This is a genomic window from Pseudomonas oryzihabitans (assembly GCF_006384975.1).
Taxonomy (GTDB): Bacteria; Pseudomonadota; Gammaproteobacteria; order Pseudomonadales; family Pseudomonadaceae; genus Chryseomonas; species Chryseomonas psychrotolerans_B.
Genome location: NZ_CP021645.1, coordinates 2532143 through 2554918, shown reverse-complemented (window position 1 = coordinate 2554918; position 22776 = coordinate 2532143). Strand labels below are relative to the sequence as shown.

Annotated in this window: 21 protein-coding genes, 1 other RNA gene and 1 pseudogene; 13 read left to right on the top strand and 10 right to left on the bottom strand. The window is 62.5% G+C overall.

The features are described 5' to 3' along the window. Window positions 1-22 precede the first annotated feature (22 nt). A complete protein-coding gene (rmuC, locus tag CCZ28_RS11380; RefSeq protein WP_140218100.1) occupies window positions 23-1588 on the top strand; it encodes a DNA recombination protein RmuC in 1566 nt (521 codons plus the stop codon). A 74-nt stretch (window positions 1589-1662) separates the two neighbouring features. Here rmuC and CCZ28_RS11375 read toward each other — a convergent pair. Together CCZ28_RS11375 and CCZ28_RS11370 are read right to left on the bottom strand one after the other, a co-directional pair. Continuing rightward, window positions 1663-1737: non-coding RNA, sX9 sRNA (locus CCZ28_RS11375), on the bottom strand. A gap of 78 nt (window positions 1738-1815) precedes the next feature. Next, a complete protein-coding gene (locus CCZ28_RS11370) occupies window positions 1816-3399 on the bottom strand; it encodes a peptide chain release factor 3 (RefSeq protein ID WP_140218098.1) in 1584 nt (527 codons plus the stop codon). 213 nt (window positions 3400-3612) lie between these two features. Here CCZ28_RS11370 and CCZ28_RS24440 point away from each other — a divergent pair, with 213 nt between their 5' ends. Next, window positions 3613-3756, top strand: coding sequence for a hypothetical protein (locus tag CCZ28_RS24440; protein WP_167509232.1), 144 nt, complete (start codon window positions 3613-3615; stop codon window positions 3754-3756). 345 nt (window positions 3757-4101) lie between these two features. After that, a complete protein-coding gene (locus tag CCZ28_RS11365) occupies window positions 4102-4845 on the top strand; it encodes a hypothetical protein (protein ID WP_140218096.1) in 744 nt (247 codons plus the stop codon). A 429-nt stretch (window positions 4846-5274) separates the two neighbouring features. Here CCZ28_RS11365 and CCZ28_RS11360 read toward each other — a convergent pair whose 3' ends face one another. The 4 genes from CCZ28_RS11360 to CCZ28_RS11345 form a co-directional block, all read right to left on the bottom strand. Next, window positions 5275-6144 (bottom strand): hypothetical protein, encoded by an 870-nt coding sequence (locus CCZ28_RS11360; protein ID WP_140218094.1) that lies wholly within the window; start codon window positions 6142-6144, stop codon window positions 5275-5277. A gap of 135 nt (window positions 6145-6279) precedes the next feature. Further along, the gene (locus CCZ28_RS11355; protein ID WP_140218092.1) at window positions 6280-7455 is read right to left on the bottom strand and encodes an acyltransferase family protein; all 1176 of its coding nucleotides are present in this window, start codon (window positions 7453-7455) and stop codon (window positions 6280-6282) included. A 287-nt stretch (window positions 7456-7742) separates the two neighbouring features. Beyond that, a complete protein-coding gene (locus tag CCZ28_RS11350; protein WP_140218090.1) occupies window positions 7743-8792 on the bottom strand; it encodes a glycoside hydrolase family 5 protein in 1050 nt (349 codons plus the stop codon). A gap of 457 nt (window positions 8793-9249) precedes the next feature. Continuing rightward, complete coding sequence (locus CCZ28_RS11345) at window positions 9250-9432, bottom strand: hypothetical protein (RefSeq protein WP_140218089.1); 183 nt, start codon at window positions 9430-9432, stop codon at window positions 9250-9252. 730 nt (window positions 9433-10162) lie between these two features. Here CCZ28_RS11345 and CCZ28_RS11340 point away from each other — a divergent pair. From CCZ28_RS11340 to CCZ28_RS11325, 4 genes are read left to right on the top strand one after another with little or no spacing between them, the layout of a single operon-like run. Continuing rightward, window positions 10163-10873, top strand: a complete 711-nt coding sequence (locus CCZ28_RS11340; protein ID WP_058779883.1) for an ABC transporter permease — start codon at window positions 10163-10165, stop codon at window positions 10871-10873. A 9-nt stretch (window positions 10874-10882) separates the two neighbouring features. After that, window positions 10883-11785 carry a glycine betaine ABC transporter substrate-binding protein gene (locus tag CCZ28_RS11335; protein ID WP_140218087.1) on the top strand — a complete coding sequence of 301 codons (903 nt, stop codon included), beginning with the start codon at window positions 10883-10885 and terminating at the stop codon, window positions 11783-11785. Window positions 11786-11788: 3 nt separating this feature from the next. After that, window positions 11789-12448: an ABC transporter permease gene (locus CCZ28_RS11330; protein ID WP_058763843.1), complete on the top strand. Its 660-nt coding sequence runs from the start codon at window positions 11789-11791 to the stop codon at window positions 12446-12448. A gap of 10 nt (window positions 12449-12458) precedes the next feature. Further along, window positions 12459-13613: an ABC transporter ATP-binding protein gene (locus tag CCZ28_RS11325; protein WP_140218085.1), complete on the top strand. Its 1155-nt coding sequence runs from the start codon at window positions 12459-12461 to the stop codon at window positions 13611-13613. A 46-nt stretch (window positions 13614-13659) separates the two neighbouring features. On the opposite strand, the gene CCZ28_RS11320 is transcribed toward CCZ28_RS11325, so the two are convergent. Beyond that, window positions 13660-14133, bottom strand: coding sequence for a L,D-transpeptidase family protein (locus tag CCZ28_RS11320; protein WP_437179218.1), 474 nt, complete (start codon window positions 14131-14133; stop codon window positions 13660-13662). A gap of 86 nt (window positions 14134-14219) precedes the next feature. After that, window positions 14220-14774, bottom strand: a complete 555-nt coding sequence (locus CCZ28_RS11315; protein WP_140218081.1) for an NUDIX hydrolase — start codon at window positions 14772-14774, stop codon at window positions 14220-14222. A 127-nt stretch (window positions 14775-14901) separates the two neighbouring features. Here CCZ28_RS11315 and CCZ28_RS11310 point away from each other — a divergent pair, with 127 nt between their 5' ends. From CCZ28_RS11310 to CCZ28_RS11295, 4 genes and pseudogenes are all read left to right on the top strand, one after another. After that, window positions 14902-15489, top strand: a complete 588-nt coding sequence (locus tag CCZ28_RS11310; protein ID WP_140218079.1) for a CoA pyrophosphatase — start codon at window positions 14902-14904, stop codon at window positions 15487-15489. 77 nt (window positions 15490-15566) lie between these two features. Next, the gene (locus CCZ28_RS11305) at window positions 15567-15764 is read left to right on the top strand and encodes a DUF1289 domain-containing protein (RefSeq protein ID WP_058763835.1); all 198 of its coding nucleotides are present in this window, start codon (window positions 15567-15569) and stop codon (window positions 15762-15764) included. Between the two features lie 21 nt (window positions 15765-15785). Beyond that, complete coding sequence (purT, locus tag CCZ28_RS11300) at window positions 15786-16967, top strand: formate-dependent phosphoribosylglycinamide formyltransferase (protein ID WP_058767427.1); 1182 nt, start codon at window positions 15786-15788, stop codon at window positions 16965-16967. A 122-nt stretch (window positions 16968-17089) separates the two neighbouring features. Then, window positions 17090-18418: pseudogene (locus CCZ28_RS11295) on the top strand (IS4 family transposase). Between the two features lie 48 nt (window positions 18419-18466). On the opposite strand, the gene CCZ28_RS11290 reads toward CCZ28_RS11295, so the two are convergent. Together CCZ28_RS11290 and CCZ28_RS11285 are read right to left on the bottom strand one after the other, a co-directional pair. Then, complete coding sequence (locus CCZ28_RS11290; protein ID WP_140218077.1) at window positions 18467-19768, bottom strand: MFS transporter; 1302 nt, start codon at window positions 19766-19768, stop codon at window positions 18467-18469. Between the two features lie 189 nt (window positions 19769-19957). Beyond that, window positions 19958-20758: a cytochrome C assembly family protein gene (locus tag CCZ28_RS11285; protein ID WP_058763829.1), complete on the bottom strand. Its 801-nt coding sequence runs from the start codon at window positions 20756-20758 to the stop codon at window positions 19958-19960. 136 nt (window positions 20759-20894) lie between these two features. Here CCZ28_RS11285 and ffh point away from each other — a divergent pair, with 136 nt between their 5' ends. Both ffh and rpsP read left to right on the top strand, forming a co-directional pair. Next, window positions 20895-22274 (top strand): signal recognition particle protein, encoded by a 1380-nt coding sequence (gene ffh / locus CCZ28_RS11280; protein WP_140218075.1) that lies wholly within the window; start codon window positions 20895-20897, stop codon window positions 22272-22274. A gap of 250 nt (window positions 22275-22524) precedes the next feature. Continuing rightward, on the top strand, window positions 22525-22773 hold the full coding sequence (gene rpsP / locus CCZ28_RS11275; RefSeq protein ID WP_058763826.1) for a 30S ribosomal protein S16: 249 nt from the start codon (window positions 22525-22527) through the stop codon (window positions 22771-22773). The last annotated feature ends 3 nt before the right edge of the window (window positions 22774-22776 follow it).

The following is a 22776-nucleotide window of genomic DNA, read 5'->3' as shown; positions in this document are numbered from 1 at the left end:
AGCCGTCCGTGATGAGAGCGCCATGACTTCCCTGCCTTTCGCCTCCCTTGTGCTTCCTCTGTTGCTGCTGGCCGGCTGGGCCGGTTCGGCAATCTGGCTGACCGGCCGCCAGCGCTATCTCCAGCAGCAACTCGACAGCGCCGCCGAGCGCTACGACATGCTGCGCGACGACCTGCAGCGGGCCGAATTGGCCAATGGCCGCCAGGTGGTGGAGCTGGGCGCCGAGCGCGAACGCACCGCCACCCTGCAGCGTCAGCTGGAGGCCAATCGGGAGCTGGAGGCCGAGTTGCGCCAGCAGACCCGCCAGGCCCAGCTGCAGGCCGCCGAGCAGCACGCCCTGGCCGAGGCCACCCGCGCTCAGTTGCAGGGCATCCAGGAGCAACTCGCCGAGCTGCGTGAGCGCCAGCACCGCGAGCAACAACTGCACGCCGAGGTGCAGGAACGCCACGCGCGCCTGGCGGAAGAGCACGCCACTCTCAAAACCACCCTGGAGCAGAAGGAACAGCACTTCCAGGAACAGCATCTGTTGCTGCGCGAGAGTCGCGAGCAGCTCAAGCTGGAGTTCGAACAACTGGCCGGACGCATCTTCGAAGCCAAGGGCCAGGCCTTCGCCCGGCACAGCCAGCAGTCGCTGGATGCCCTGCTGCGGCCCTTCCGCGAGCAGATCGAAGGCTTTCGCGCCAAGGTCGAAGACATTCACCACAAGGACGTCCAGCAGCAGGCGGCCCTCGGCCAGCAACTGCTCGATCTTAAGGAACTCAACCGCCAGATCACCCAGGAAGCCCACGACCTGGCCACCGCCCTGCGCGGCCAGAAGAAGGCCCAGGGCAACTGGGGCGAACTCATTTTGGAGAACGTGCTGGAGCGCTCCGGCCTGCGCGAAGGGCGCGACTTCGTCCGCGAGCGCAGCTTCACTACCGAGACCGGGCGCCGTCGGCCGGACGTGCTGGTCCATCTGCCGCAGAAGAAGCATCTGGTGGTGGACGCCAAGGTGTCGCTCAACGCCTATACCCGCTACGTCAACAGCGAAGACGAGGGCGAGCGCCGCCTGGCCCTGGGCGAGCACGTGCGCGCCGTGGGCGAGCGCATCCGCGAACTGGCCGACCGTGAGTACTTCAGCCTGCCGGGGCTGAATTCGCCGGAGATGGTCTTCCTGTTCATCCCCATCGAATCGGCCTTCGTCGAGGCGCTCAAGGCCGACGAGAGTCTGTTCCAGCGCGCCATCGAGCAGAACGTGCTGGTGGCCACGCCGACCACCCTGCTGACCAGCCTCAACATCGTCCGCCAGCTCTGGCGCTTCGAGGACCAGAATCGCCACACCGCCGAACTGGCCGACCGCGCTGGCAAGGTCTACGACAAGCTGCGCACCTTCCTTGGCAGCATGGACGGCATCGGCAAGAGCCTGGAAAAGGCCGGCGAAGCCTATCGCAAGGCCTGCGGGCAACTGGTGGGCGGCCCGGGCAACCTGGTCAAGCAGGTGGCGGACTTCAAGGAACTGGGCGTGGCGGTACGCACCGAGCTGGATGGCCAGTGGACCGAGCGAGCGGAGTTGGAACTCAACGTGGTGGAGCTGGCAGACCGCAGCTGACTAGCGGCTGGGCAGTAGAGCAGAGGCCGCTGGCCGGCGGAAGGTCCGCCGGCCGGGGATATGAGGTGCAGAGCGGCTAACAAAACGTAGCGAGCGGCTGTCAGGCGGGTGCGCGCGGCGCGCAGGAACCGGACCGTGCTCGCGCACGAGTGTACGAGCGGTACATGAGGATTCCGAGCACTGCACGCGCCCGTCTGGCGGACGCGCAGTAGTTTTGCTGGTTGCTCTTAGTGGTGCTCGCGGGTGGCGCGGAAGGTAATCTCCGGCCAGCGCTCTTCCATCAGCGCCAGGTTGACGCGGGTCGGCGCCAGGTAGGTGAGGTGACCGCCGCCGTCCACCGCCAGGTTCTCGAAGGCCTTGGTCTTGAAGTCCTCGAGCTTCTTCTTGTCGTCGCACTCGATCCAGCGCGCCGACCAGACGTTGATGGCCTCGTAGGCGCACTCCACCTTGTATTCCTCCTTCAGGCGGCTGGCGACCACGTCGAACTGCAGCACGCCCACCGCTCCGAGCACGATGTCGTTGTTGCGCTCGGGGAAGAACACCTGGGTGGCGCCTTCCTCGGCCAGCTCCTGCAGGCCCTGACGCAGCTGCTTGGATTTCAGCGGGTCCTTCAGACGTACCCGACGGAACAGTTCCGGGGCGAAGTGCGGGATACCGGTGAAGCCCAGTTGCTCTCCTTCGGTGAAGGTGTCGCCGATCTGGATGGTTCCGTGGTTGTGCAGACCGATGATGTCGCCGGCGAAGGCCTCTTCCAGGTGCTCACGCTCGCTGGAGAAGAAGGTCAAGGCGTCGGCGATCTTCAGGTCCTTCTTGATCCGCACGTGGCGCAGCTTCATACCCTTCTCGTACTTGCCCGAGCAGATGCGCATGAAGGCGATGCGGTCGCGGTGCTTGGGGTCCATGTTCGCCTGGATCTTGAACACGAAGCCGGAGAACTTCTCTTCCACCGGTTCCACCACGCGCTCGTGGGCGGCGCGCGACAGCGGGCGCGGCGCCCAGTCGACCACGGCGTCCAGTACCTGGTCGACACCGAAGTTGCCCAGGGCGGTGCCGAAGAACACCGGGGTCATCTCGCCGCGCAGGAAGGCGTCGTTGTCGAATTCGTGGCAGGCGCCCTGCACCAGCTCCAGTTCCTCTACGAAACGCTCATAGAGATCGCCCAGGTGGGCGCGGGCCTCGTCGGAATCTAGCTTGTCGATGGTCTTGGTGGCGATGCGCTCGTGGCCGTGGCCTGGGGTGTAGACGTAGATGCGGTCGTCGGAGAGGTGATAGACGCCTTTGAAGTCGCGATAGCTGCCGATCGGCCAGGTGATGGGCGCGGCCTTGATCTTGAGCACCGCCTCGATCTCGTCGAGCAGCTCGATGGGGTCGCGGATGTCGCGGTCCAGCTTGTTGATGAAGCTGACGATGGGGGTGTCGCGCAGCCGGCAGACATCCATCAGGGCGATGGTCCGGGGTTCGACGCCCTTACCACCGTCGAGCACCATCAGCGCCGAGTCCACCGCGGTCAGGGTGCGGTAGGTGTCTTCGGAGAAGTCCTCGTGGCCGGGGGTGTCGAGCAGATTGATCATGTGCTCGCGGTAGGGGAACTGCATCACCGAGGTGGTGATGGAGATGCCGCGCTGCTTTTCCATCTCCATCCAGTCGGAGGTCGCATGGCGGTCGGACTTACGCGACTTCACCGTGCCCGCCACGGTGATGGCCTGGCCCATCAGCAGCAGCTTCTCGGTGATGGTGGTCTTGCCCGCGTCGGGGTGGGAGATGATGGCGAAGGTACGGCGCTTGGCGACTTCGGCGGCCTGGGTGGTCATGGATGAGCCTGGGCGAGAGCGAAAAAAGAGGGGGCGGAGTATAGCAGAGAGACAAGACATCCCGTGTCTGCCCCTAATACGAAAATCGGCAGGCATCCTCTAAATGAAGGATGCCGGACTACTAGAGACGACCTAGCATCTCACCCATGAAGTCGAAATGCGATGGGAGATGCCCATCGAGCTAATTAGGAAGTTTAAAAACGAAATTTTTCCATGTCGACCAACATCCTTGGAGCATCGGGCATGTCGTTAAAGGTCCGAGCGGCCAATCCTATTTCTGATGAGAAAGTAGAAGTACGCAATTTGTGTGCAGCGGACGATTTATACCGCAATTTCCAGGTGAATCCGGTCGGATAGATCCTGATATTTCAGGATGGATGGTCAGTGGAAATAACTGCTCTCGTGCTGAAGGCTGTCAGCCTGTAAGTGCTCGCTAACTTGCAATACATTTACAGATGTTTTCCTAGACCGCTCCTCGAAGAAATTGTGTATTGAGCATTGTGGTGGGTTTTTAGGTCCGGAATTCTGCGTGCGCATGTATATAGAGCGGTGAGTGAAATCCTTAGGATTGTCGTTGCGTCATGCGTTAATGGTTGTGGTTTGAATTGCTATACGTCTGAAGAGGTTTCAAAGGCTTCTTGGTGCCGGTCTAGCAAATTTCATGATATGGCTAGGAAAATTAACTCATTGAGGTGGTATGCGATGATGGTGGTCGTAAAAAGAATGCTGGTTGTCTTTTTTGTGGGTGTTTTTTTGGGCGCCTGCACAACGGGGGAAATGTTGGAGAGCGTGGGGAATAACTATTCTCGGGGGAACTATGTTGCGGGGACAGTCCAGTTACCGATTGCGTTGGCCATAGGCCCTATAATGGATGTCTTTACCTTGGGTGGATCTTTGACTTCTCCGGAACAGGTCAGCCAGGTTGCTGTTCCGGCAATTGCTGCGGCAAGTAATCCTAGATATCAGACGAGCTCGGAGGCGATGCAAAGAACTAGAAATTTATCCGATTCATCTGCTGGATATGGTTCTTTAGAATCTGCTATTTCCAAGCCATATCAAAGCCAAGAAATGATGGGTAAGATTGCCGATGCTAGCTGTTTGAAGGTTGAGTCAATTGGTCGTGATTCTTTAGTTTATGGTAGTAGCGAGAAATTTGTTCTGCGCAATGTGTGTTCCTATTCCATTTCAGGAGCCTACTGTATCGCTCAGGAGCAGTATGCTGTGTTAGAAGGGAATAATAATTGCGCAAGAGGAGCTGGAAATTTTGGGCATGTATTTGCGCCTGGTCAATCTGTTGATGTAAGTAGTCATTTAAAGCCTGGTGGGTCCATAAAGGTTAAAACGGCTGGGTGCGTTTCTCCCGCTGATATAGATGTTATGCAGTTCGGTGATGCAATAAGCTTTCGTTGTATCATTCCTGCGTCTGTTGCAGGCGGTGTTAACTAGATCTCGATTTTTAACATCAAATATGCTTCCCTGTGCCAGGTGGTCTCTGTGTTTGGTTGCTGTTTCACATAGCAGGTGAGTCGGGAAGGCTTCAAAAACCACTCCCTCGCATAGTTGCGGGCGCTTACCGGGTTCGGGTGTGGGGAAACTGCCACTCGATCACTCGGAGGGAGAATATTAGGCTTGCGTCTCGCCCTCTTACTTATTTGCAGCTCAGGCTAAAGAGCAAGTCTTGCCAGCAGCGCTACAAACTCGGCTTGGCGTTCAGTATTGGTTTTGCTCAATAGAGCCCTTAATTGAGATCGAACGGTCGTGATGCTCACGTTCAATCTTGACGCATAAGCCTCGGGTGCCAGGCCGCGCATCAATAGCTGAGCCAGCCGAGTTTCGGCGGGGGTGAATTTGAAGAGTTCGCGCGGAAGGTTAAGGTCAAAGTTTGATTTCGGTAATGTCACCATGGCCAAGGGGGGGACTGCCGTTTGGAAGCTTGTCGGCCGCGACGGGTACCACCACCAGATCGTGGCTGCCGTTCCCTTCGAGTCTGACCAGGCTGGCGCTCGCAGGCCCTGGCATTCCCACTGCCTTTTGAATCGCTTTGGCCAGGGATGTCTCAATACGCTGTGCTTTGAGGCGTCCCTGATGAACGAATAAAGGTGGGTTGGGCAGTCGCAGCATGGCCTCGGCATCTTGATTTGCGAATACCAGGCGACTGTTCCCATCGACCAGCCAGAGGCATTGATCAGATTTACAGTGCAGAAGTGACTGGTACTGCAGTTGCCTTGCGGTATTTGCTAATCGGCTCGCGAAGTTTCCGGCGAGTTGTAGGTGCGGTGATAGGCGCTCCAGTAACTTCTGTCGGTCGAGAGCAGGCGTGCTCTGGCCAACCTCGGTGATCAGCGTCAAATATGCTGTCTGACTGGGTGTTTCGTACAGCTTGACGTAGGAGTTGCGTCCCATTTCGACTGGCCGCATGAACTCCTGATAGTAGGGATGGAGGCTCAGGGTCTTGGCACTCAGGTGCTGCCAGTCGTGATACCAGAGCCCGACTTGGCGCTGAGGCATACAGTCCAGGCCGGGGTCCAACTGATGAAAATACTCGGCGTAGCGCTGGACCGCCGTTTCGCTGCATCTATGGTACTGGGTGACTTTGCCATAGCGCTCGCCTTGCGCCTGGATCACCACTCCTCCCTGCTGCCGCCCACTGAGCGGAATCAGGCGCTCCAACAAAACATCCCAGCGGCTCTCGTCCAAAACGCATTCGTAGCAGAGCCGCACCAGCTCGTCGTAGTGTCGCTGCATGTCAGGATCCATCCCTGTCGCGTCACCAGCGAAGACGTCTATCTCCTACCTTTCGCTGCCAGCCTTAAGGATGCATCCAGCATTACGACTGCACAATGCTGGCACCTGCCGGAAGTGAGTGGGTTTGAGGCTCGCTCAGGGCTGCGGCTGGATCTTGCCCTCGCAGAACGGCGGGGTACGTCTCTGGCGCACCAGGCGCTTGCCCAGGGCCATGCCGGGAAGCTCGATGTATCTGTAGGTCAGGCAGGCCAGGGCGAAGACCACCACCAGTTCCAGCAGTACCACCAGGTTGTCCAGCAGCGGGCTGCCGGTGGCGATGTAGCGGATCATGAAGGGCACCGGGGCGTCGTGGGAAGGCGCCACTACCGTGAGGTCTCGATGCAGCAGCTTGCCCAGCACGATAAAGGCGCTCTTGAACAGGAAGATCACCGCGGCATGGCCCAGGTAGATCGAATAGGACAGCATGCCCAGCCGGACGAAGATGCCCTGGTGCAGCACCGTCGAGACCAGGCCACGCTCGAAGGCGAAGGTCAGGATGGTGACGCAGAACACCAGGCTGGCCAGCACGCCTTTCTTGGCGACGGGTAGCTCGGACGTCATTACCGCGGCGGCGGCGATCAGGCAGGCCACCTCCAGCAGGGTGCCGCCGAATTGCCCCTGGTGGTGTGTCTTGATCCAGACATAGAGGCGATAGGTGCAGGCGCCGGCGAAGAAGCACGATAGCCCACGGAAGATCTCGGTCTTCAGCGGCAGGATGGGAAACAGCAGCTGCAGGAAGGCCAGCAGGGCGATCACCAGGAACCACTGGCGGTGGTGTCCCTGGCCTTTCAGGACCAGCAGTCCGAAGACCAGATAGAGGTAGTACTCGATGCTGATGCTCCAGGACGGATAGTTGAACGAGCCGGTGATGGCCTCGCCCAGCCAGGATTGCAGCAGCAGCAGATTGGGCAGGAGCTGTTCGGGAGCCGTGGCGCCACTGAAGGCCGGATCGTTGAAGCTGATACCCAGCTGCTCGGCCAGCAGGCGGCCGGTCTCCAGCAGGATATAGAGCCCCAGCATGGCCAGGTGCAGCGGAAGGATGCGTGCCGAGCGGCTGATGGTGAAGTCGCGATAGTCGTCCAGGGAGCGCAGACGGGTCTCGTAGGTGTGCATCAGGACGAAGCCGCTGAGCACGAAGAAGAACTCGACGAACAGATAGGCGTTGGCGATCAGCGGATTTTCCGATGCCGCCTGGGCGACATAGGTGTGAAACAGGACCACGGCCACGGCCAAAAGGCCGCGAAAACTATCCAGAGCGGTGAATCTTTCCATGGGATTTCCCTGACGGTGCGACGGGTGAAGGCAGATGAGCAATGGCCGCCGTTAGGGAAGGGAATGAGGGGTTGGGGAAGGGAAGGCGGAAGAGGGCATGGCATCCTGGCTCTTGTTGTCGCGACGATTTCAATAGTCGAACTATTGCTTTCTGTTACGGTTTGATCGCCAAAACCTTAAGAGTTCTCTACAGGGTCGAGACTTTTGTGAGTGCGATCACCGATTTGCCTTCAGGTCTTCGGTGATCGCCGGGGAGCGCCCGCTGGCGTGGCCAGCGGCGCTTGCCGTCAGCGCGGGCCGAGCGTTTCGCAGTCGGACGGCTTGACGTACTTCTGCAAGACGGCCCATTGCGGGCGCGGCTTGCCATTCACCGGCTCGATCGCCAGCGGGTAGTCGCCCCAGTTGGGGCCGGCTGCCCAGTACATGGCCGGAATGCATTCTTGGCGCAGCCGCGCCAGCAGGCGATCCATGGCGGCGAGCCAGCGCGGATCGTTGTCCGGCACGCCGAATTCGCCGATATGACCGCGCTTGCCGTGCTGCTTGAGCCAGGTGATGAAGGGTTCCACGCGGCGGATGCCGACATCCAGATCGAAGGCGGTCAGGTCCTTCTTCAGGTACTTGCCGCCGCCGTCGTTGTCGAAATAGACATGGGCGGAAAAGATCAGGTTGTCCGCCGGATCCTTGAGGTCGAGTAGCTTGGCGTTATAGCGCGGCCAGAGGTAACTGCTGGACCAGCCGTTGCCCTCGACCAGGATCGGCCGGGCGCGATCCACGCTGCGCACGGCGTCGATACCGTGCTGGGCGGCGATCGGCCACTGCTCTACCGCATCATGGGGCTCGTTCATGATGTCGTAGGCGACCAGCGCGGGATGCCCATGCCAGCGCTGGGCGATCCGCCGCAGTACGTCGGCGTAGGCCTGGTAGGACACGGCCTGACTCCCGATGATCTGGCCGCGATATCTCATGTAGTTGTGCAAATCGAGCACCACGCTCATGCGGTAACGCTTGGCATTGTCGAGCGTCTGGTCGATCAGCTTGACGTACGTAGGGTCCAGGTCCTTGCCCAACTGCGGCTGCAGGCGTTCCCAGATGATGGGGAAGCGGATCACCCGGATACCCTTGGCGCTCCAGCGGCGGTAATGGCTGGCCTCGGGAAAGAAGTAGTTGGTTCCAGGTTTTCCGGGCAGGACCTGGGGGGCGAATCCGGCACCGGAGAAATTCAGTCCGATGAGATCGGTAGGGAAGTCCCGGGGGGCAGCCTGCAGCGCCGGTGCGGTTCCCAGGCTGAAGAGGAGGACGAAGAGAGTTGCGAAAGCGGATTTCAGGCGAAGCGTCATCGGCAAGGTCTCAGACAGTGACGGAAGACGGCGAGCAGAGAGGTGCTCGATTCGCTTATGAGGCCTGAATGGGAGTGGTTAAGTTGCGCGCCCGTACGCAGAAGGTGCGCTAGGCAACGTTAAGGCCGGCGAGCAGGTCAGAAATGAGAGCTGGATAGGGTATACGACAGATCGCTTGGACCAGGTCGGATCACCCGAGCAAGAGCGGCGCGAGAGCTTGGAGCGGGTGATGAGCTGCCCGCGACTGCTTTCCGTCAGGCGACGGCGCAGGGCAGATCATTCGGATGAGTTCGCTAGTGTGATGTTTTAGAAGTTCGCACAAGAATTGGCGAGTGATTTTTTGGCTTTGGCCAGGCGCCGGGACGAGTCATAGCAGGGCTATGGCGAGGAGTGGCAACGCCGCCAAGGACAAAAAAGTGCCGCGCAAAATTGTGCAGTCAATTTCTGAAACACCACACTAGCGACGCAGACAGATCCCGGCCCACTGCTCGGCTTCGCGGCGGGCCGAGGCCTCGTCGTTGAATTCAGCGATCAGGCCACCGTGAGCATAGACCACCACCCAATGTTCCACCTTGGGTTGCAGTAGCAGTACGGGGGCAGGGGAGAGAGTAGCGGAGTCCAACGATGCACAAGCCGTCATGTCATTCATAACGTTCCCTTTGAAGTTAGCTCGGTGATTAGTCTGTTGTTATAGCGGTACCAGAAACGGCGTTGAGTGCTATCACTGGGCCACCTATTGACCTTGTGATGGCTGAATGATCCCTCAAAGCGTCAGCCACTCGTCAGAATGGTAAAGAGGTGCCAAAGGGATGGCGTCGCACTGGCTCACAGAAAGATGTTTCAGTCATGACCATACGTCAGCTGACTTGTGTGGCTTTGCACGAAACTGAAAGGGTTCAGCTGGCACAATGTGAAGTTGGTCAGATAAATACTGTGCGTCTGGTAGCAAAAACTGGATTAAGTCTATCTTCCGGTTTCTGCCCACATCGTCTAGCTCGCGCCTCCCGCCTTCTCGCCACCATCCGCCTCTCTAGCCGGCCCATCCGGTTGCTCCAGACTGGCAATTCCTCAAGCCGGATTGGCATTGAGTCAGTCTATTGGGTTAGCCTGAAAAGAAGTTGGCGAACTATCGACTCGTTTTGGACGTCAACCACCGGTCGAGGCAAAGTGCCATGCCGTTCCTTTGGAGCGGCACTCAAGGGTGCAACGGAGCCTAACGCTCCGCCCGTGCCCCGTTGGTCCAGCCGGCATTCCCGCCATGCCCCGCTGCGTCTCGACCCTGAACCCGGGCAGCCGTCGTGCACCTCGCCTCGCAGCGAGTTCCGCCGTTGGAAGGCACGTCGCCTGTCCGCTCGTTGAAGGAGCCTGACATGGCGAAATTCAAGACCCTCCTGCTCGGCGCAGCCGTGGGAGCGGTGATCCTGGCACTGCTGGTGCACTGGATCGGTATGGATACCCTGCGCACCTATCGCGCCGATCTGCTGTTCTACCTTCAGGCCCATCTCTACCTGGTGGCCGTCTCCATGGTCCTGGCCCTGCTGGTGGGTATCCCCGCCGGGGTATTGCTCAGCCGGCCGCGTTTCGCCCACAGCGCCGAGCGCTTCATGCAGGTATTCAACATCGGCAATACCGTGCCGCCGCTGGCGGTATTGGCCATCGCCCTGGGCCTCGTCGGCATCGGTGATGGCCCGGCCATCCTGGCGCTGTTCCTCGCCTCCCTGCTGCCCATCGTGCGCAACACCTACGAAGGCCTGAAGAACGTACCCGGCTCGCTCAAGGAGGCCGCCACTGGCATCGGCATGACGCCCACCCAGGTGCTGACCAAGGTGGAGCTGCCCAATGCCGTGCCCATCATCGTCGGCGGGGTGCGGGTCGCCCTGGCGATCAACGTCGGCACCACGCCCCTGGTGTTCCTCATCGGCGCCAACAGCCTGGGCAGCCTGATCTTTCCCGCCATCGCCCTGGAGAACCAGTCGCAGTTACTGCTGGGCGCCGCCGCCACCGCCCTGTTGGCGCTGTTGCTCGATGGCCTGGTGCTGCTCGCCAGCCGCCTCTGGCTGGAGCGCGGCCTGGCCCGCTAAGGAGACGAGATGAAAAAGTTGTTTATCGCCCTCGGCGCGGCCTGGTTCGGCCTCGCCCTGGTCAGTGGCGCCCAGGCCGACCCCATCCGCATCGGCGCCAAGGTCTTTACCGAACAGGTCATCCTCGCTGAACTCACCGGCCAGTACCTGGCCCGGCATGGCTACCAGCCGGAGATCGTCGGTGGCCTGGGCAGCACCATCGCCTGGAACGGCGTGAAGAACGCCCAGCTCGACCTCACCTGGGAATACACCGGCACCTCGCTGGTGGCCTACAACCATGTCACCGAACGGCTGGACAAGGCCGCCTCCTACCAGCGGGTCAAGGAGTTGGATGCCAAGGTTGGGCTGGCCTGGCTTGCGCCCACTCGCTTCAACAACACCTATGCCCTGGCCCTGCCGGAAGAGGTCGCCCAGGCCCATCCAGAATTGAACAGCATCAGCGACCTGGCCCGGCTGCTCGCGGCCGAGCCGAAGCAGCGCCATCTGACGGCCCTGGACATCGAATTCGCCAATCGCTCCGACGGGCTCGCCGGCCTGGTAAAGGCCTATGGCCTGAGCTACACCCGCGACGATATCCGCCAGATGGATCCGGGGCTGGTCTATACCGCCCTGCGCAATGGCCAGGTGTTCACCGGCCTGGTCTACACCACCGATGGCCGCCTGGACGCCTTCAAACTCAAGGTGTTGGAAGACGACAAGGGCTACTTCCCCGACTACACCGCCGCCCCGGTGGTCAACGCCAAGTATCTGGAAAAGCACCCGGATCTCGCCGAGCTGCTGAGGCCCCTGGCGGAAAGCCTGGACCAGGCCACCATGCGCCAGCTCAACGCCAAGGTGGACATCGAGCGGCAGACACCGGCCCAGGTGGCGCGCGACTTCCTCGCCCAGCACCCCCTAAGCGGAGGGCAATGACCCATGGATTTCGTCACCTCCTTCCAGCACATCGACTGGCTACAGGTCCTCGAACTGACCCGCCAACACATCACCCTGGTCGGTATCGCCGTGACCCTGGCGATCCTGGTCGGCGTGCCCCTGGGCATCCTCATGACCCGCTATCCCTGGCTAGCCGGACCGCTGCAGGCGGTCGCCACGGTGGTCATGACGCTGCCTTCCATCGCCCTGTTCGGCCTCTTGCTGCCGTTCTATTCCAAGTTCGGCCAGGGCCTCGGTCCGCTGCCGGCCATCACCGCGGTGTTCCTCTATTCGCTGCTGCCGATCCTGAGAAACACCTACCTGGCGCTGACCAGCGTCGAACCGGGTATCCGTGAAGCGGGTGCCGGCATCGGCATGACCTTCTGGCAGCGCCTGCGCATGGTCGAACTGCCCATCGCCCTGCCGGTGATCCTCGCCGGGGTGCGCACCGCCGTGGTCATGAACATCGGCGTCATGACCATCGCCGCCACCATCGGTGCCGGTGGCCTGGGCGTGCTCATCCTCACCGCCATCAGCCGCAGCGACATGGCCACCCTCATCGTGGGTGCCGTGCTGGTCAGCCTGCTGGCCATCGTCGCCGACCTCGTCCTGCAGTGGCTGCAACGCCGCCTCACCCCGCGCGGCCTGCGCAGCGCCCATTAAGGAGCCCCAGATGATCGAACTCGACCGCCTGACCAAGACCTTCAAGCAACACGGCAAGGACGTGACCGCAGTGGACGCCGTGAGCCTCACCGTCGAGGAGGGCCAGATCTGCGTCTTCCTCGGTCCCTCCGGTTGCGGCAAGACCACCACCCTGAAGATGATCAACCGCCTCATCGAGCCCACCTCGGGGCGGGTGCTGATCAATGGCGAGGACACCACCGGCATCGACGAGGTGACGCTGAGACGCCACATCGGCTACGTCATCCAGCAGATCGGCCTGTTCCCCAACATGACCATCGAGGAAAACATCACCGTGGTGCCCAAGCTCCTGGGCTGGGACAAGAAGAAGTGCCGTGAGCGCGCCACCGAGCTGATGAGCATGGTGCAGCTCGATCCCAAGCAATACCTGTCGCGCTATCCACGCGAGCTGTCCGGCGGCCAGCAACAGCGCATCGGCGTGATCCGCGCCCTGGCCGCCGAGGCGCCGCTGCTGCTGATGGACGAGCCCTTCGGTGCGGTCGATCCGATCAACCGCGATGCCATCCAGAACGAGTTCTTCCAGATGCAGCGGGCGCTGAACAAGACGGTGATCATGGTCAGCCACGACATCGACGAGGCCATCCGCCTGGGCGACAAGATCGCCGTGTTCCGCGGCGGGCGCCTGGTGCAGTTCGACCATCCGGATACCCTGCTGGCCCATCCCAAGGATGACTTCGTCAGCAACTTCGTCGGCCAGGACAGCACCTTGAAGCGCCTGCTGCTGATCCGCGCCGAGGATGCCGCCGACAACGCGCCTTCGATTCAGGCCGAAACTCTGATCGGTGATGCGGTGGAACTGATGGAAGAGCACGACCGCCGCTACCTGGTGGTGACCGATGCCGCCAATAAGGGCCTGGGCTACGTGCGCCGCCGCGACCTGCGCGGCCAGAGCGGCCCGGTGGCACCCTTCGTCACCCCGTTCAAGGCCACCGCGGCCTTCGACGAGCACCTGCGCATCCTCTTGTCGCGCATGTACCAGTTCAACAGCTCCTGGCTGCCGGTGCTCAGCGCCGACAACGACTTCCTCGGCGAGGTCACCCAGGAGTCCATCGCCGACTATTTGAGCAGCGGCCGCTCACGCGGCAAGACCAACATCGTCTCGCCGGCGGAGCAGGTAGCAGGGTAGAGAAGGGCGGTAGGCACCGATCGACTGATCGGTGCTGCCGGGACGATCAGGGACGGATCTCGATCAGGGTGCCATCCTTGACCAGCCCCCAGATCTCACGCATGTCGTGGTTGGTCAGGGCGATGCAGCCATTGGTCCAGTTCAGCGTGTTGAAGTACCACTCCGGGTACTCCTCGTCGACGGGGGTGCCGTGCAGCATGATCATGCTGCCGGGCGGCACTCCGGCCTTATGGGCACGGACCAGATCCTCCCGATTGGGGTAGGAGATGTGCATGGCCAGGTTGAACTTGTCGCTGGTCTTGCGCCAGTCGATCCAATAGAAGCCTTCCGGGGTGCGCTGGTCGCCTTCGCGCAGCTTGGGGCCGCGGGGATTCTTGCCCAGCGAGACGCGATAGGACTTCATCACCGTATTGCCGCTGAGCAGTTGCAACTGGTTGCGCGATTTGATGACCAGCACCTTGTCGATCAGCGGCGCGGCCGGCTGGCGGATCACCGTGACGCTGGTACTGGCCTGAGCCAGCTGGGGAAGCAAGGAACCGCACAGCACATAGCAGAGCGCCAACAACAGGTGCAACGGACGCATGTCGGGAAGATCCTCGGAAAAGCTCAGGCAGGCTTGTGCTCGACCACCATGGGGGCCATACCTTCATGGCGCAGCGGGAAGAGGCCATGGCGGCGGTCGGCGAAAAAGCATTCTAATGTTCGCTTGATGGTCGGAAAAGCCAGAGACGACCAGGGGATGTCGGCTTCGTCCAGAAGGCGCACGTCCAGGCTTTCCTCGCCCACGCCAAAACGCCCGTCGACCAGTTCGCCGCGGAACAGCATGTAGATCTGGTCGATGTGCGGCAGATCGAAGAGGGTATAGAGCTCCAGGCCCTGCACCAAGGCGCCGGCTTCCTCGAAGGTCTCGCGGGCGGCGGCCTCGGTGGTGGTCTCGCCGTTCTCCATGAAGCCCGCTGGCAGTGTCCAGTAGCCGCGTCGGGGTTCGATGGCGCGCTGGCAGAGCAGCACCTTGCCCTCCCAGGTCGCCAGGCAACCTGCGACCACTCGCGGATTCTGGTAGTGCACTGAGCCGCACTGGCTGCAGACCAGGCGCATCCGGTTGTCGCCGGCGGGAATGCGTTCCTCCAGCAATCCGCCACAGTGGTTGCAATGCTTCATGGACAGTCCTCGTTTTGTTGCAGTGTGCCGGGGTGGTCCCGCGGCTCGCAAGCGATGGCTGGGCTTGGGATTGCCCGGAGAGCGTGCCATGATCCAGTGGATACGATGACCAAGGGAGAATTCCGGCGTGGATGAGTTGCTCCAGCGCCTGCGTCACTATCAGCCGCGCACCCTGAGCGGCAACGAGACCTACCAGGAAGCGGCGGTGCTGGTGCCCATCATCCGTGGCGAGCACCCCGAGTTGCTGCTCACCCTGCGCGCCAGCAACCTGTCCACCCACGGCGGCGAGGTGGCGCTGCCCGGCGGTCGTCGCGATCCCGAGGACGCCGACCTGGTCGCCACCGCCCTGCGCGAAGCCCAGGAGGAGGTCGGTCTGCCGCCGGGGCTGGTGGAGGTGATCGCCCCCTTGAGTCCGCTGGTGTCGCGCTATGGCCTGGCGGTCACGCCCATCGTCGCCCTGATTCCCGACCAGCTCGAGTACGTCCCCAGCGAAGCCGAAATCGCCGCGGTCTTCACCGTGCCGCTGCGGTTCTTCTGCGAGGTGCCGCCGGATTTCACCTTTAGGGTCGACCAAGACGGCCTGCGCTGGCAGGTGCCCAGCTACCAGTACGGCGAGTACCGCATCTGGGGCCTGACCGCGGTGATCATCGTCGAACTGGTCAACCTGCTGTACGACGCCGGCATCGTGCTCCAGGCGCCGCCCCGGCGGGATTGAGTGTTGGCGACAAGGTAAAGGCACATGCCAATTCAGACGTTAACGGGCACAATGCGCGGCCATTCGAGGGAAGCCGCATGACCACCGCCGATTCACCCGTGCGTTCGCCCTGCGTCCATGTCTGTGCCCTGGACGAGCAGGACATCTGCATCGGTTGCCAACGCAGCGCCGCCGAGATCACCCGCTGGATGTCCATGAGCGACCAGGAGCGCCGCGAGGTGCTGGTGCGCTGCGACGAGCGGGCGCGAGCGGCCGGTGCGGCCTTCCTCACCTGACATCAGCCGGAGAGATCTGCCATGCCCCGTATCGGTACCCCCCTGTCCCCCAGCGCCACCCGCGTGCTGCTCTGCGGCTCCGGCGAGCTGGGCAAGGAAGTCGTCATCGAACTGCAGCGCCTGGGCGTCGAAGTCATCGCCGTGGATCGCTACGCCGATGCGCCAGCTATGCAGGTCGCCCATCGCAGCCACGTCATCGACATGCTCGACGGTGCCGCCCTGCGCGCGGTGATCGAGCGAGAGCAGCCGCATTTCATCGTGCCGGAAATCGAAGCCATCGCCACCGCTACCCTGGTGGAGCTGGAAGGCGAGGGCTACACCGTGGTGCCCACCGCCCGCGCGGCCCAGCTCACCATGAACCGCGAAGGCATCCGCCGCCTGGCTGCCGAAGAACTGGGCCTGCCCACCTCGCCCTATCATTTCGCCGACACCTACGAGGACTACGCCGCCGCCGCCGAGGCGCTGGGCTATCCCTGCGTGGTCAAGCCGATCATGAGTTCCTCGGGCAAGGGCCAGAGCCTGCTGCGCAGCGCCGACGAGCTGCAGGCCGCCTGGCAGTACGCCCAGGAAGGCGGTCGCGCCGGCAAGGGCCGGGTGATCGTCGAGGGCTTCGTCGATTTCGACTACGAGATCACCCTGCTGACCGTCCGCCACGTCGGTGGTACCTCCTTCTGCGCGCCGGTCGGCCATCGCCAGGTCAAGGGCGACTACCATGAGTCCTGGCAGCCCCAGGCCATGAGCGAGAAGGCCCTGGCCGAATCCGAGCGGGTCGCCCGCGCCGTGACCGAGGCCCTGGGTGGCCGCGGCCTGTTCGGCGTGGAGCTGTTCGTCAAGGGCGACCAAGTCTGGTTCAGCGAAGTCTCGCCGCGCCCCCACGACACCGGTCTGGTGACCCTGATCTCCCAGGACCTGTCCGAATTCGCCCTGCATGCCCGCGCCATCCTCGGCCTGCCGATCCCGGCCATCCGCCAATTCGGCCCCTCGGCCTCGGCGGTGATCCTGGTGGATGGCGCGTCGCGCCAGACCGCCTTCGCCAACCTGGGCGCGGCCCTGGCCGAGCCCGACACCGCGCTGCGCCTGTTCGGCAAGCCCGAGGTCAAGGGCCAGCGCCGCATGGGCGTGGCCCTGGCGCGCGACGAAAGCATCGAGGCCGCTCGGGCCAAGGCCGTGCGTGCTTCCCAGGCGGTGAAGGTCGAGCTGTAACGCTGTCTTCGCGTCATAAAAAAGGGCCTCGCGGGGTAATGCCAGTCAGTTAAGAGTTCGGCCTTGACGCCTGACTGGCAGCGCACAGAATCCGGTGCTTGATTCCAAGCACCGGATTTTTTATGCGTATTGCTCAAGCCCTGGAAATGACTCGCGAGTTGTCCTCAACCACGACGACACTTGAGGCCCTGGGTGAGCTGCTCGATCCCGACCTGATCAAGACCGCGCTGGAAACAGCCGGGGTGGCTACCCTACGCAAACGTCGGCTGCCGCTGGAGTCCATGCTCTGGTGCGTCATCGGCCTGGCCCTGTTTCGTCGCCTGTCGGCCTGGGATGTGGTCAATCAGTTGGACATCATGTTGCCCGGCTAGAAGCCCTTGGTAGCCCCCAGTGCCGTGGTGCAAGGCCGCCAGCGACTGGGAGTCAACGCTGTCCGTTAGGTCTTCCAACTGACCCAACAGCGCTGGCACGAGACAGCCGGACATCCGGGCTGGCAGGGACTGCGCTTGCTCGGGGTTGACGGCGTGGTCTGGCGTACACCGGATACGCTCGACAATCGTGCGCGCTACGGCTCGGCGACCAATCAGCAGGGTGAAACCGGCTTTCCCCAGGTCCGCATGGTGTGTCAGATGGAGCTGACCAGCCATCTACTGGTGAGTAGCGCCTTCGACGCTTACGCAAGCAATGAGATGAAGCTGGCCGAGCGATTGATCGAAAGCACGCCCGACCATTCACTGACCCTGTTCGACAAGGGCTTCTACTCGTTAGGCCTGCTACATCGCTGGCAGCGAATGGGCCACGAACGGCACTGGCTGTTACCGCTGCGCAAAGGCGCCCAGTACGAGGTAGTCCGTGCATGGGGCAAACAGGATGCCCTGGTCAGCCTTCGAACCTCGCCACAGGCCCGCCGACAATGGCCCGATCTGCCGGACACCCTACAGGCGCGACTGCTGAGTAAGACCATCAAGGGCAAGCAGTACCAGATACTCACCTCCATGACGGACCCTAGGCGTTTCGTCTGCGACGAGATCGTCGATCTCTACAGCCACCGCTGGGAAATCGAGCTGGGCTACCGAGAGATCAAGCAAGGCCTGCTCGATGGCCGCTACACGCTACGCAGCAAAACACCGGACATGGTGGAGCAGGAGCTTTGGGGGCTGCTCCTGGGATACAACCTGCTGCGTTATCAGATGGTGCAGATGAGTCGCCAGTGCCCGGGTGTTTATCCCTGCGAGATGAGCTTCTCCGCGTGCAGCTGGGCCATTCTAAAATTCCTGCTGAGCCTTTCGCTGAACAGTCCTGGCAACATCCCACGCTATCTCGCCGACCTGCATGCTTTGGCACCGCACTTCGTGCTGCCGCATAGGCGCGATTACCGTGCCTATCCGCGGGTCATCAAGCCCAAGCCTTCGAAATATCCGACCAGAAAGAAAAATGCCAGTCAGGCTTAACTGACTGGCATTAGCCTCGCGGGGCCCTTTTCACTGTGCTAAAAAAAGCTACAGCGACTGGTCGCGGGTCTCGCGCATGAACAGCACCGCCAGCAGACTGATCGCTGCCGCCGCCGAGACGTAGCCGCCCACCCAACTCAGGCCACCGGCTTCCACCAGCTGCTGCGCGGCATAGGGTGCCAGAGAGGCACCGAGGATGCCGCCCAGGTTGTAGGCCGCCGAGGCGCCGGTGTAGCGCACCCGGGTCGGAAAGATCTCCGGTAGCAGGGCGCCCATGGGACCGAAGGTCATGCCCATGAGGAACAGCTCCAGGGCCAGGAACAGTCCTACGGCCTGGCTGGAGCCCTGGGTCAGCAGCGGCTCCATGGCGAAGCCCGACAGCAGCGCGGCGAGAGCACTGGCCGCCAGCACCGGCTTGCGCCCGAAGCGATCGGCCAGCCAGGCCGACAGCGGCGTGGCCAGGGCCATGAACAGCACCGCGATGCACAGCAGGCCGAGGAATTCCTGACGGCTGTAGCCGAGATTCTTCACCCCGTAGCTCAGCGAGAACACCGTGGAGATATAGAAGAGGGCATAGCAGACCACCATGCTCAGGGCCCCCAGCAGCACGGCCTTGCCATGCTTGCCGAAGGTCTCGGCCATGGGCAGGCGCAGCTTCTCGCGTCGCGCCATGGCCTCGGCGAATACCGGCGTCTCGTGTAGCGACAGCCGTACATAGAGTCCGACCACCACCAGTAGGGCGCTGAGCAGGAAGGGGATGCGCCAGCCCCAGGCGCGGAACTGCTCATCGTCCAGCAGCAGCGCCAGGGCGAGGAACAGCCCGTTGGCCATCAGGAAACCGATGGAGGGGCCGAGCTGGGGAAACATGCCGAACCAGGCACGCTTGCCGGGCGGCGCATTCTCGGTCGCCAGCAGCGCCGCACCGCCCCATTCGCCACCCAGTCCCAGCCCCTGGCCGAATCTCAGCACGCACAGCAGGACGGGCGCCCAGACGCCGATACTGGCATAGCCCGGCAAGACGCCGATCAGGGTGGTGGAGATCCCCATCAGCAGCAATGAAGCCACCAGGGTGGACTTGCGGCCGATGCGATCGCCGAAGTGGCCGAACAGCAGCGAACCCAGCGGACGCGCCAGGAAGGCGATGCCGAAGGTGATGAAGGCGCTCAGGGTCTGGGCCACGCCCGAGCCCTGGGGAAAGAACACCGGGCCGATCACCAGGGCGGCGGCCGTGGCATAGACGTAGAAATCGTAGAACTCGATGGCGGTGCCGATGAAGCTGGCGGTGGCCACGCGGGTCGGGGAATTGCGCGGAACGGGCGTGGACGCGTCGAAGGCGGCGGTAGTGGACATGCAGAGGTACCGGGCAGTCGTTCTTGTAGGAGGCGTCTGCCGGAGCGGCCCGATGGGGCAGCGACTGTCCGAGGATGGGGACGGGCGGGACGACCTGATTATGACGTGCCTGGCGCGAAGCGGCTGTTGGCCGGAGCGCGCCGAACGTGGGTCGGTCGTCCGATTATGCGGGTAGCGGAAGGACGGCTGTCAACGATGCAGGATGAATTCCCGCACCAGCTTGCTGCCGAAATAAGCCAGCATCAGCAGGATGAAGCCCAGTAGCGTCCAGCGGATCGCTCTATGACCGCGCCAGCCCAGGCGATGGCGGCCCCACAGCAGGATACCGAACACCACCCAGGCGATGCAGGAGAGCACCGTCTTGTGGATCAGGTGCTGGGCGAACATGTCCTCGACGAAGAACCAGCCGGAGATCAGCGCCAGCGATAGCACCACCCAGCCGGCCCAGAGAAAGCCGAACAGCAGGCTTTCCATGGTCTGCAGCGGCGGGAAGCTGCGGATCAGTCCCGAGGGGTGCTTGTTCTTGAGTTGATGGTTCTGCAACAGGACCAGGCAGGACTGCAGCGCCGCCAGGGTGAAGAGGCCGTAGGCGACGATCGACAGCAGCACATGCACCACGATCCTGGGCGAGACGTCCAGCGGCGCCACCGTGCCGGGCGGCACGAATTCGGCCAGCAGCGCGGTCACCGCGCCGAGGGGATAGACCAGCACCAGCAGCGGCTGCAGCGGCATACGCAGGCAGCCGATCAGCATCAGCGCGATGGCGGTCGCCGCGATCAGGCTGGAGGCGTCGAAGAAATCCAGGCTCAGGGTCGGCTCGAGGGTCATCTGCAGATAGACCGCCAGCGCATGGGGCAACAGCGCCAGCACGCCGGCACCCAGGACCAGGGGCTTGCTCGAAGGCCTTTTGCGCAGCAGGCAACTGCCCTGGTAGAGGGTCGCGGCGAGGTACAGGACGGCGGCCAGGAGGGTGGGCAGCAGGGCGTGCATGAGTCCGGTTTCAGCAGAGCGGAAAGCAGGCGAGTGTGGCACAGACCGGCCGGCACAGAAAGCCTGGCGGATACCCTGGCCTGGCGGTCTTCGCTATACTCGGCGGTCAGCCGCCGTTTCTGCCCTGGATGTCCGCATGTTCGAGAATCTCACAGACCGCCTGTCACAAAGCCTGCGCCACATTACCGGCAAGGCCAAGCTCACCGAAGACAACATCAAGGACACCCTGCGCGAGGTGCGCATGGCGCTGCTCGAGGCGGACGTGGCCTTGCCGGTGGTCAAGGAGTTCGTCAACCGGGTCAAGGAGCGCGCAGTCGGCACCGAGGTGTCCAAGAGCCTGACCCCGGGGCAGGCCTTCGTGAAGATCGTCCGCGCCGAACTCGAAGCCATCATGGGCGCGGCCAATGAAGACCTGGCGCTCAACGTGGCGCCGCCCGCGGTGATCCTCATGGCCGGCCTGCAGGGGGCGGGCAAGACCACCACCGCCGGCAAGCTGGCGCGCTTCCTCAAGGAGCGCAAGAAGAAGACCGTCATGGTCGTCTCCGCCGACGTCTACCGTCCGGCCGCCATCAAGCAGCTGGAAACCCTGGCGGGGGAGGTGGGCGTCACCTTCTTCCCTTCCGACCTCAGCCAGAAGCCGGTGGACATCGCCCAGGCCGCCATTCGCGAGGCCAAGCTCAAGTTCATCGACGTGGTCATCGTCGACACCGCCGGTCGTCTGCACGTCGACAGCGAGATGATGGACGAGATCCAGCAGGTCCATGCCGCCACCAAGCCGGCCGAGACCCTGTTCGTGGTCGACGCCATGACCGGTCAGGATGCCGCCAACACCGCCAAGGCGTTCAACGATGCCCTGCCGCTCACCGGTGTGATCCTGACCAAGGTCGACGGTGACGCCCGCGGTGGTGCCGCCCTGTCGGTGCGCCATATCACCGGCAAGCCGATCAAGTTCATCGGCATGGGCGAGAAGAGCGAGGCCCTCGATCCCTTCCACCCGGATCGTGTCGCCTCGCGCATCCTCGGCATGGGCGATGTCCTCTCGCTGATCGAGCAGGCCGAACAGACCCTGGATCGCGAGAAGGCCGACAAGCTGGCCAAGAAGCTCAAGAAGGGCAAGGGCTTCGATCTCGAAGACTTCCGCGACCAGCTGCGCCAGATGAAGAACATGGGCGGCCTGGGCTCCTTGATGGACAAGCTGCCGACCATGATGGGCGGCATGAACATCCAGCAGATGGGCAACGCCCAGGGCGCGGCCGAGAAGCACTTCAAGCAGATGGAAGCCATCATCGACTCCATGACCCCGGCCGAGCGCCGCGATCCGGAGATGATCAGCGGCTCGCGCAAGAAGCGTATCGCCCTCGGCTCCGGCACCCAGGTGCAGGATGTCGGTCGCCTCATCAAGCAGCACAAGCAGATGCAGAAGATGATGAAGAAGGTCACCGCCAAGGGCGGCATGGCCAAGATGATGCGGGGCATGGGCAGCATGTTCCCCGGCGGCGGCATGCCCAAGATGTGATCTCCGGGTGCCGCCCGTCGCCAGACGGTCGGCGCCGGAAACGGCTCTGCAAGAGGTGTCGCCGCCAGTGCTGGTGCGCCTTCGCGAGCGCCGTGGCTTCTCCTCGCAGATCTTCGTCTCATCCCATTGCCGGCAGCTTCGTTGAAAGCCATTGGCAAATGGGGTAACAGCCCTTAGAATATGCGGCCTTTCGGGCCATGTGGCCCAGCGTGCCCACTGTTTCAAGCACCGACTACAGGAACGAAGTTCAATGGTAACCATCCGTCTAGCCCGTGGCGGCTCCAAGAAGCGCCCCTTCTACCACCTGACCGTGACCAACAGCCGCAATGCGCGCGATGGTCGCTTCGTCGAGCGCATCGGTTTCTTCAACCCGATCGCCAGCGGCGCCGAAGTCCGTCTGTCGGTAGACCAAGAGCGTGCCAACTACTGGCTGGCTCAGGGCGCTCAGCCGTCCGAGCGCGTCGCTCAGCTGCTCAAGAGCGCTCAGGCTACCGCCTGAAGA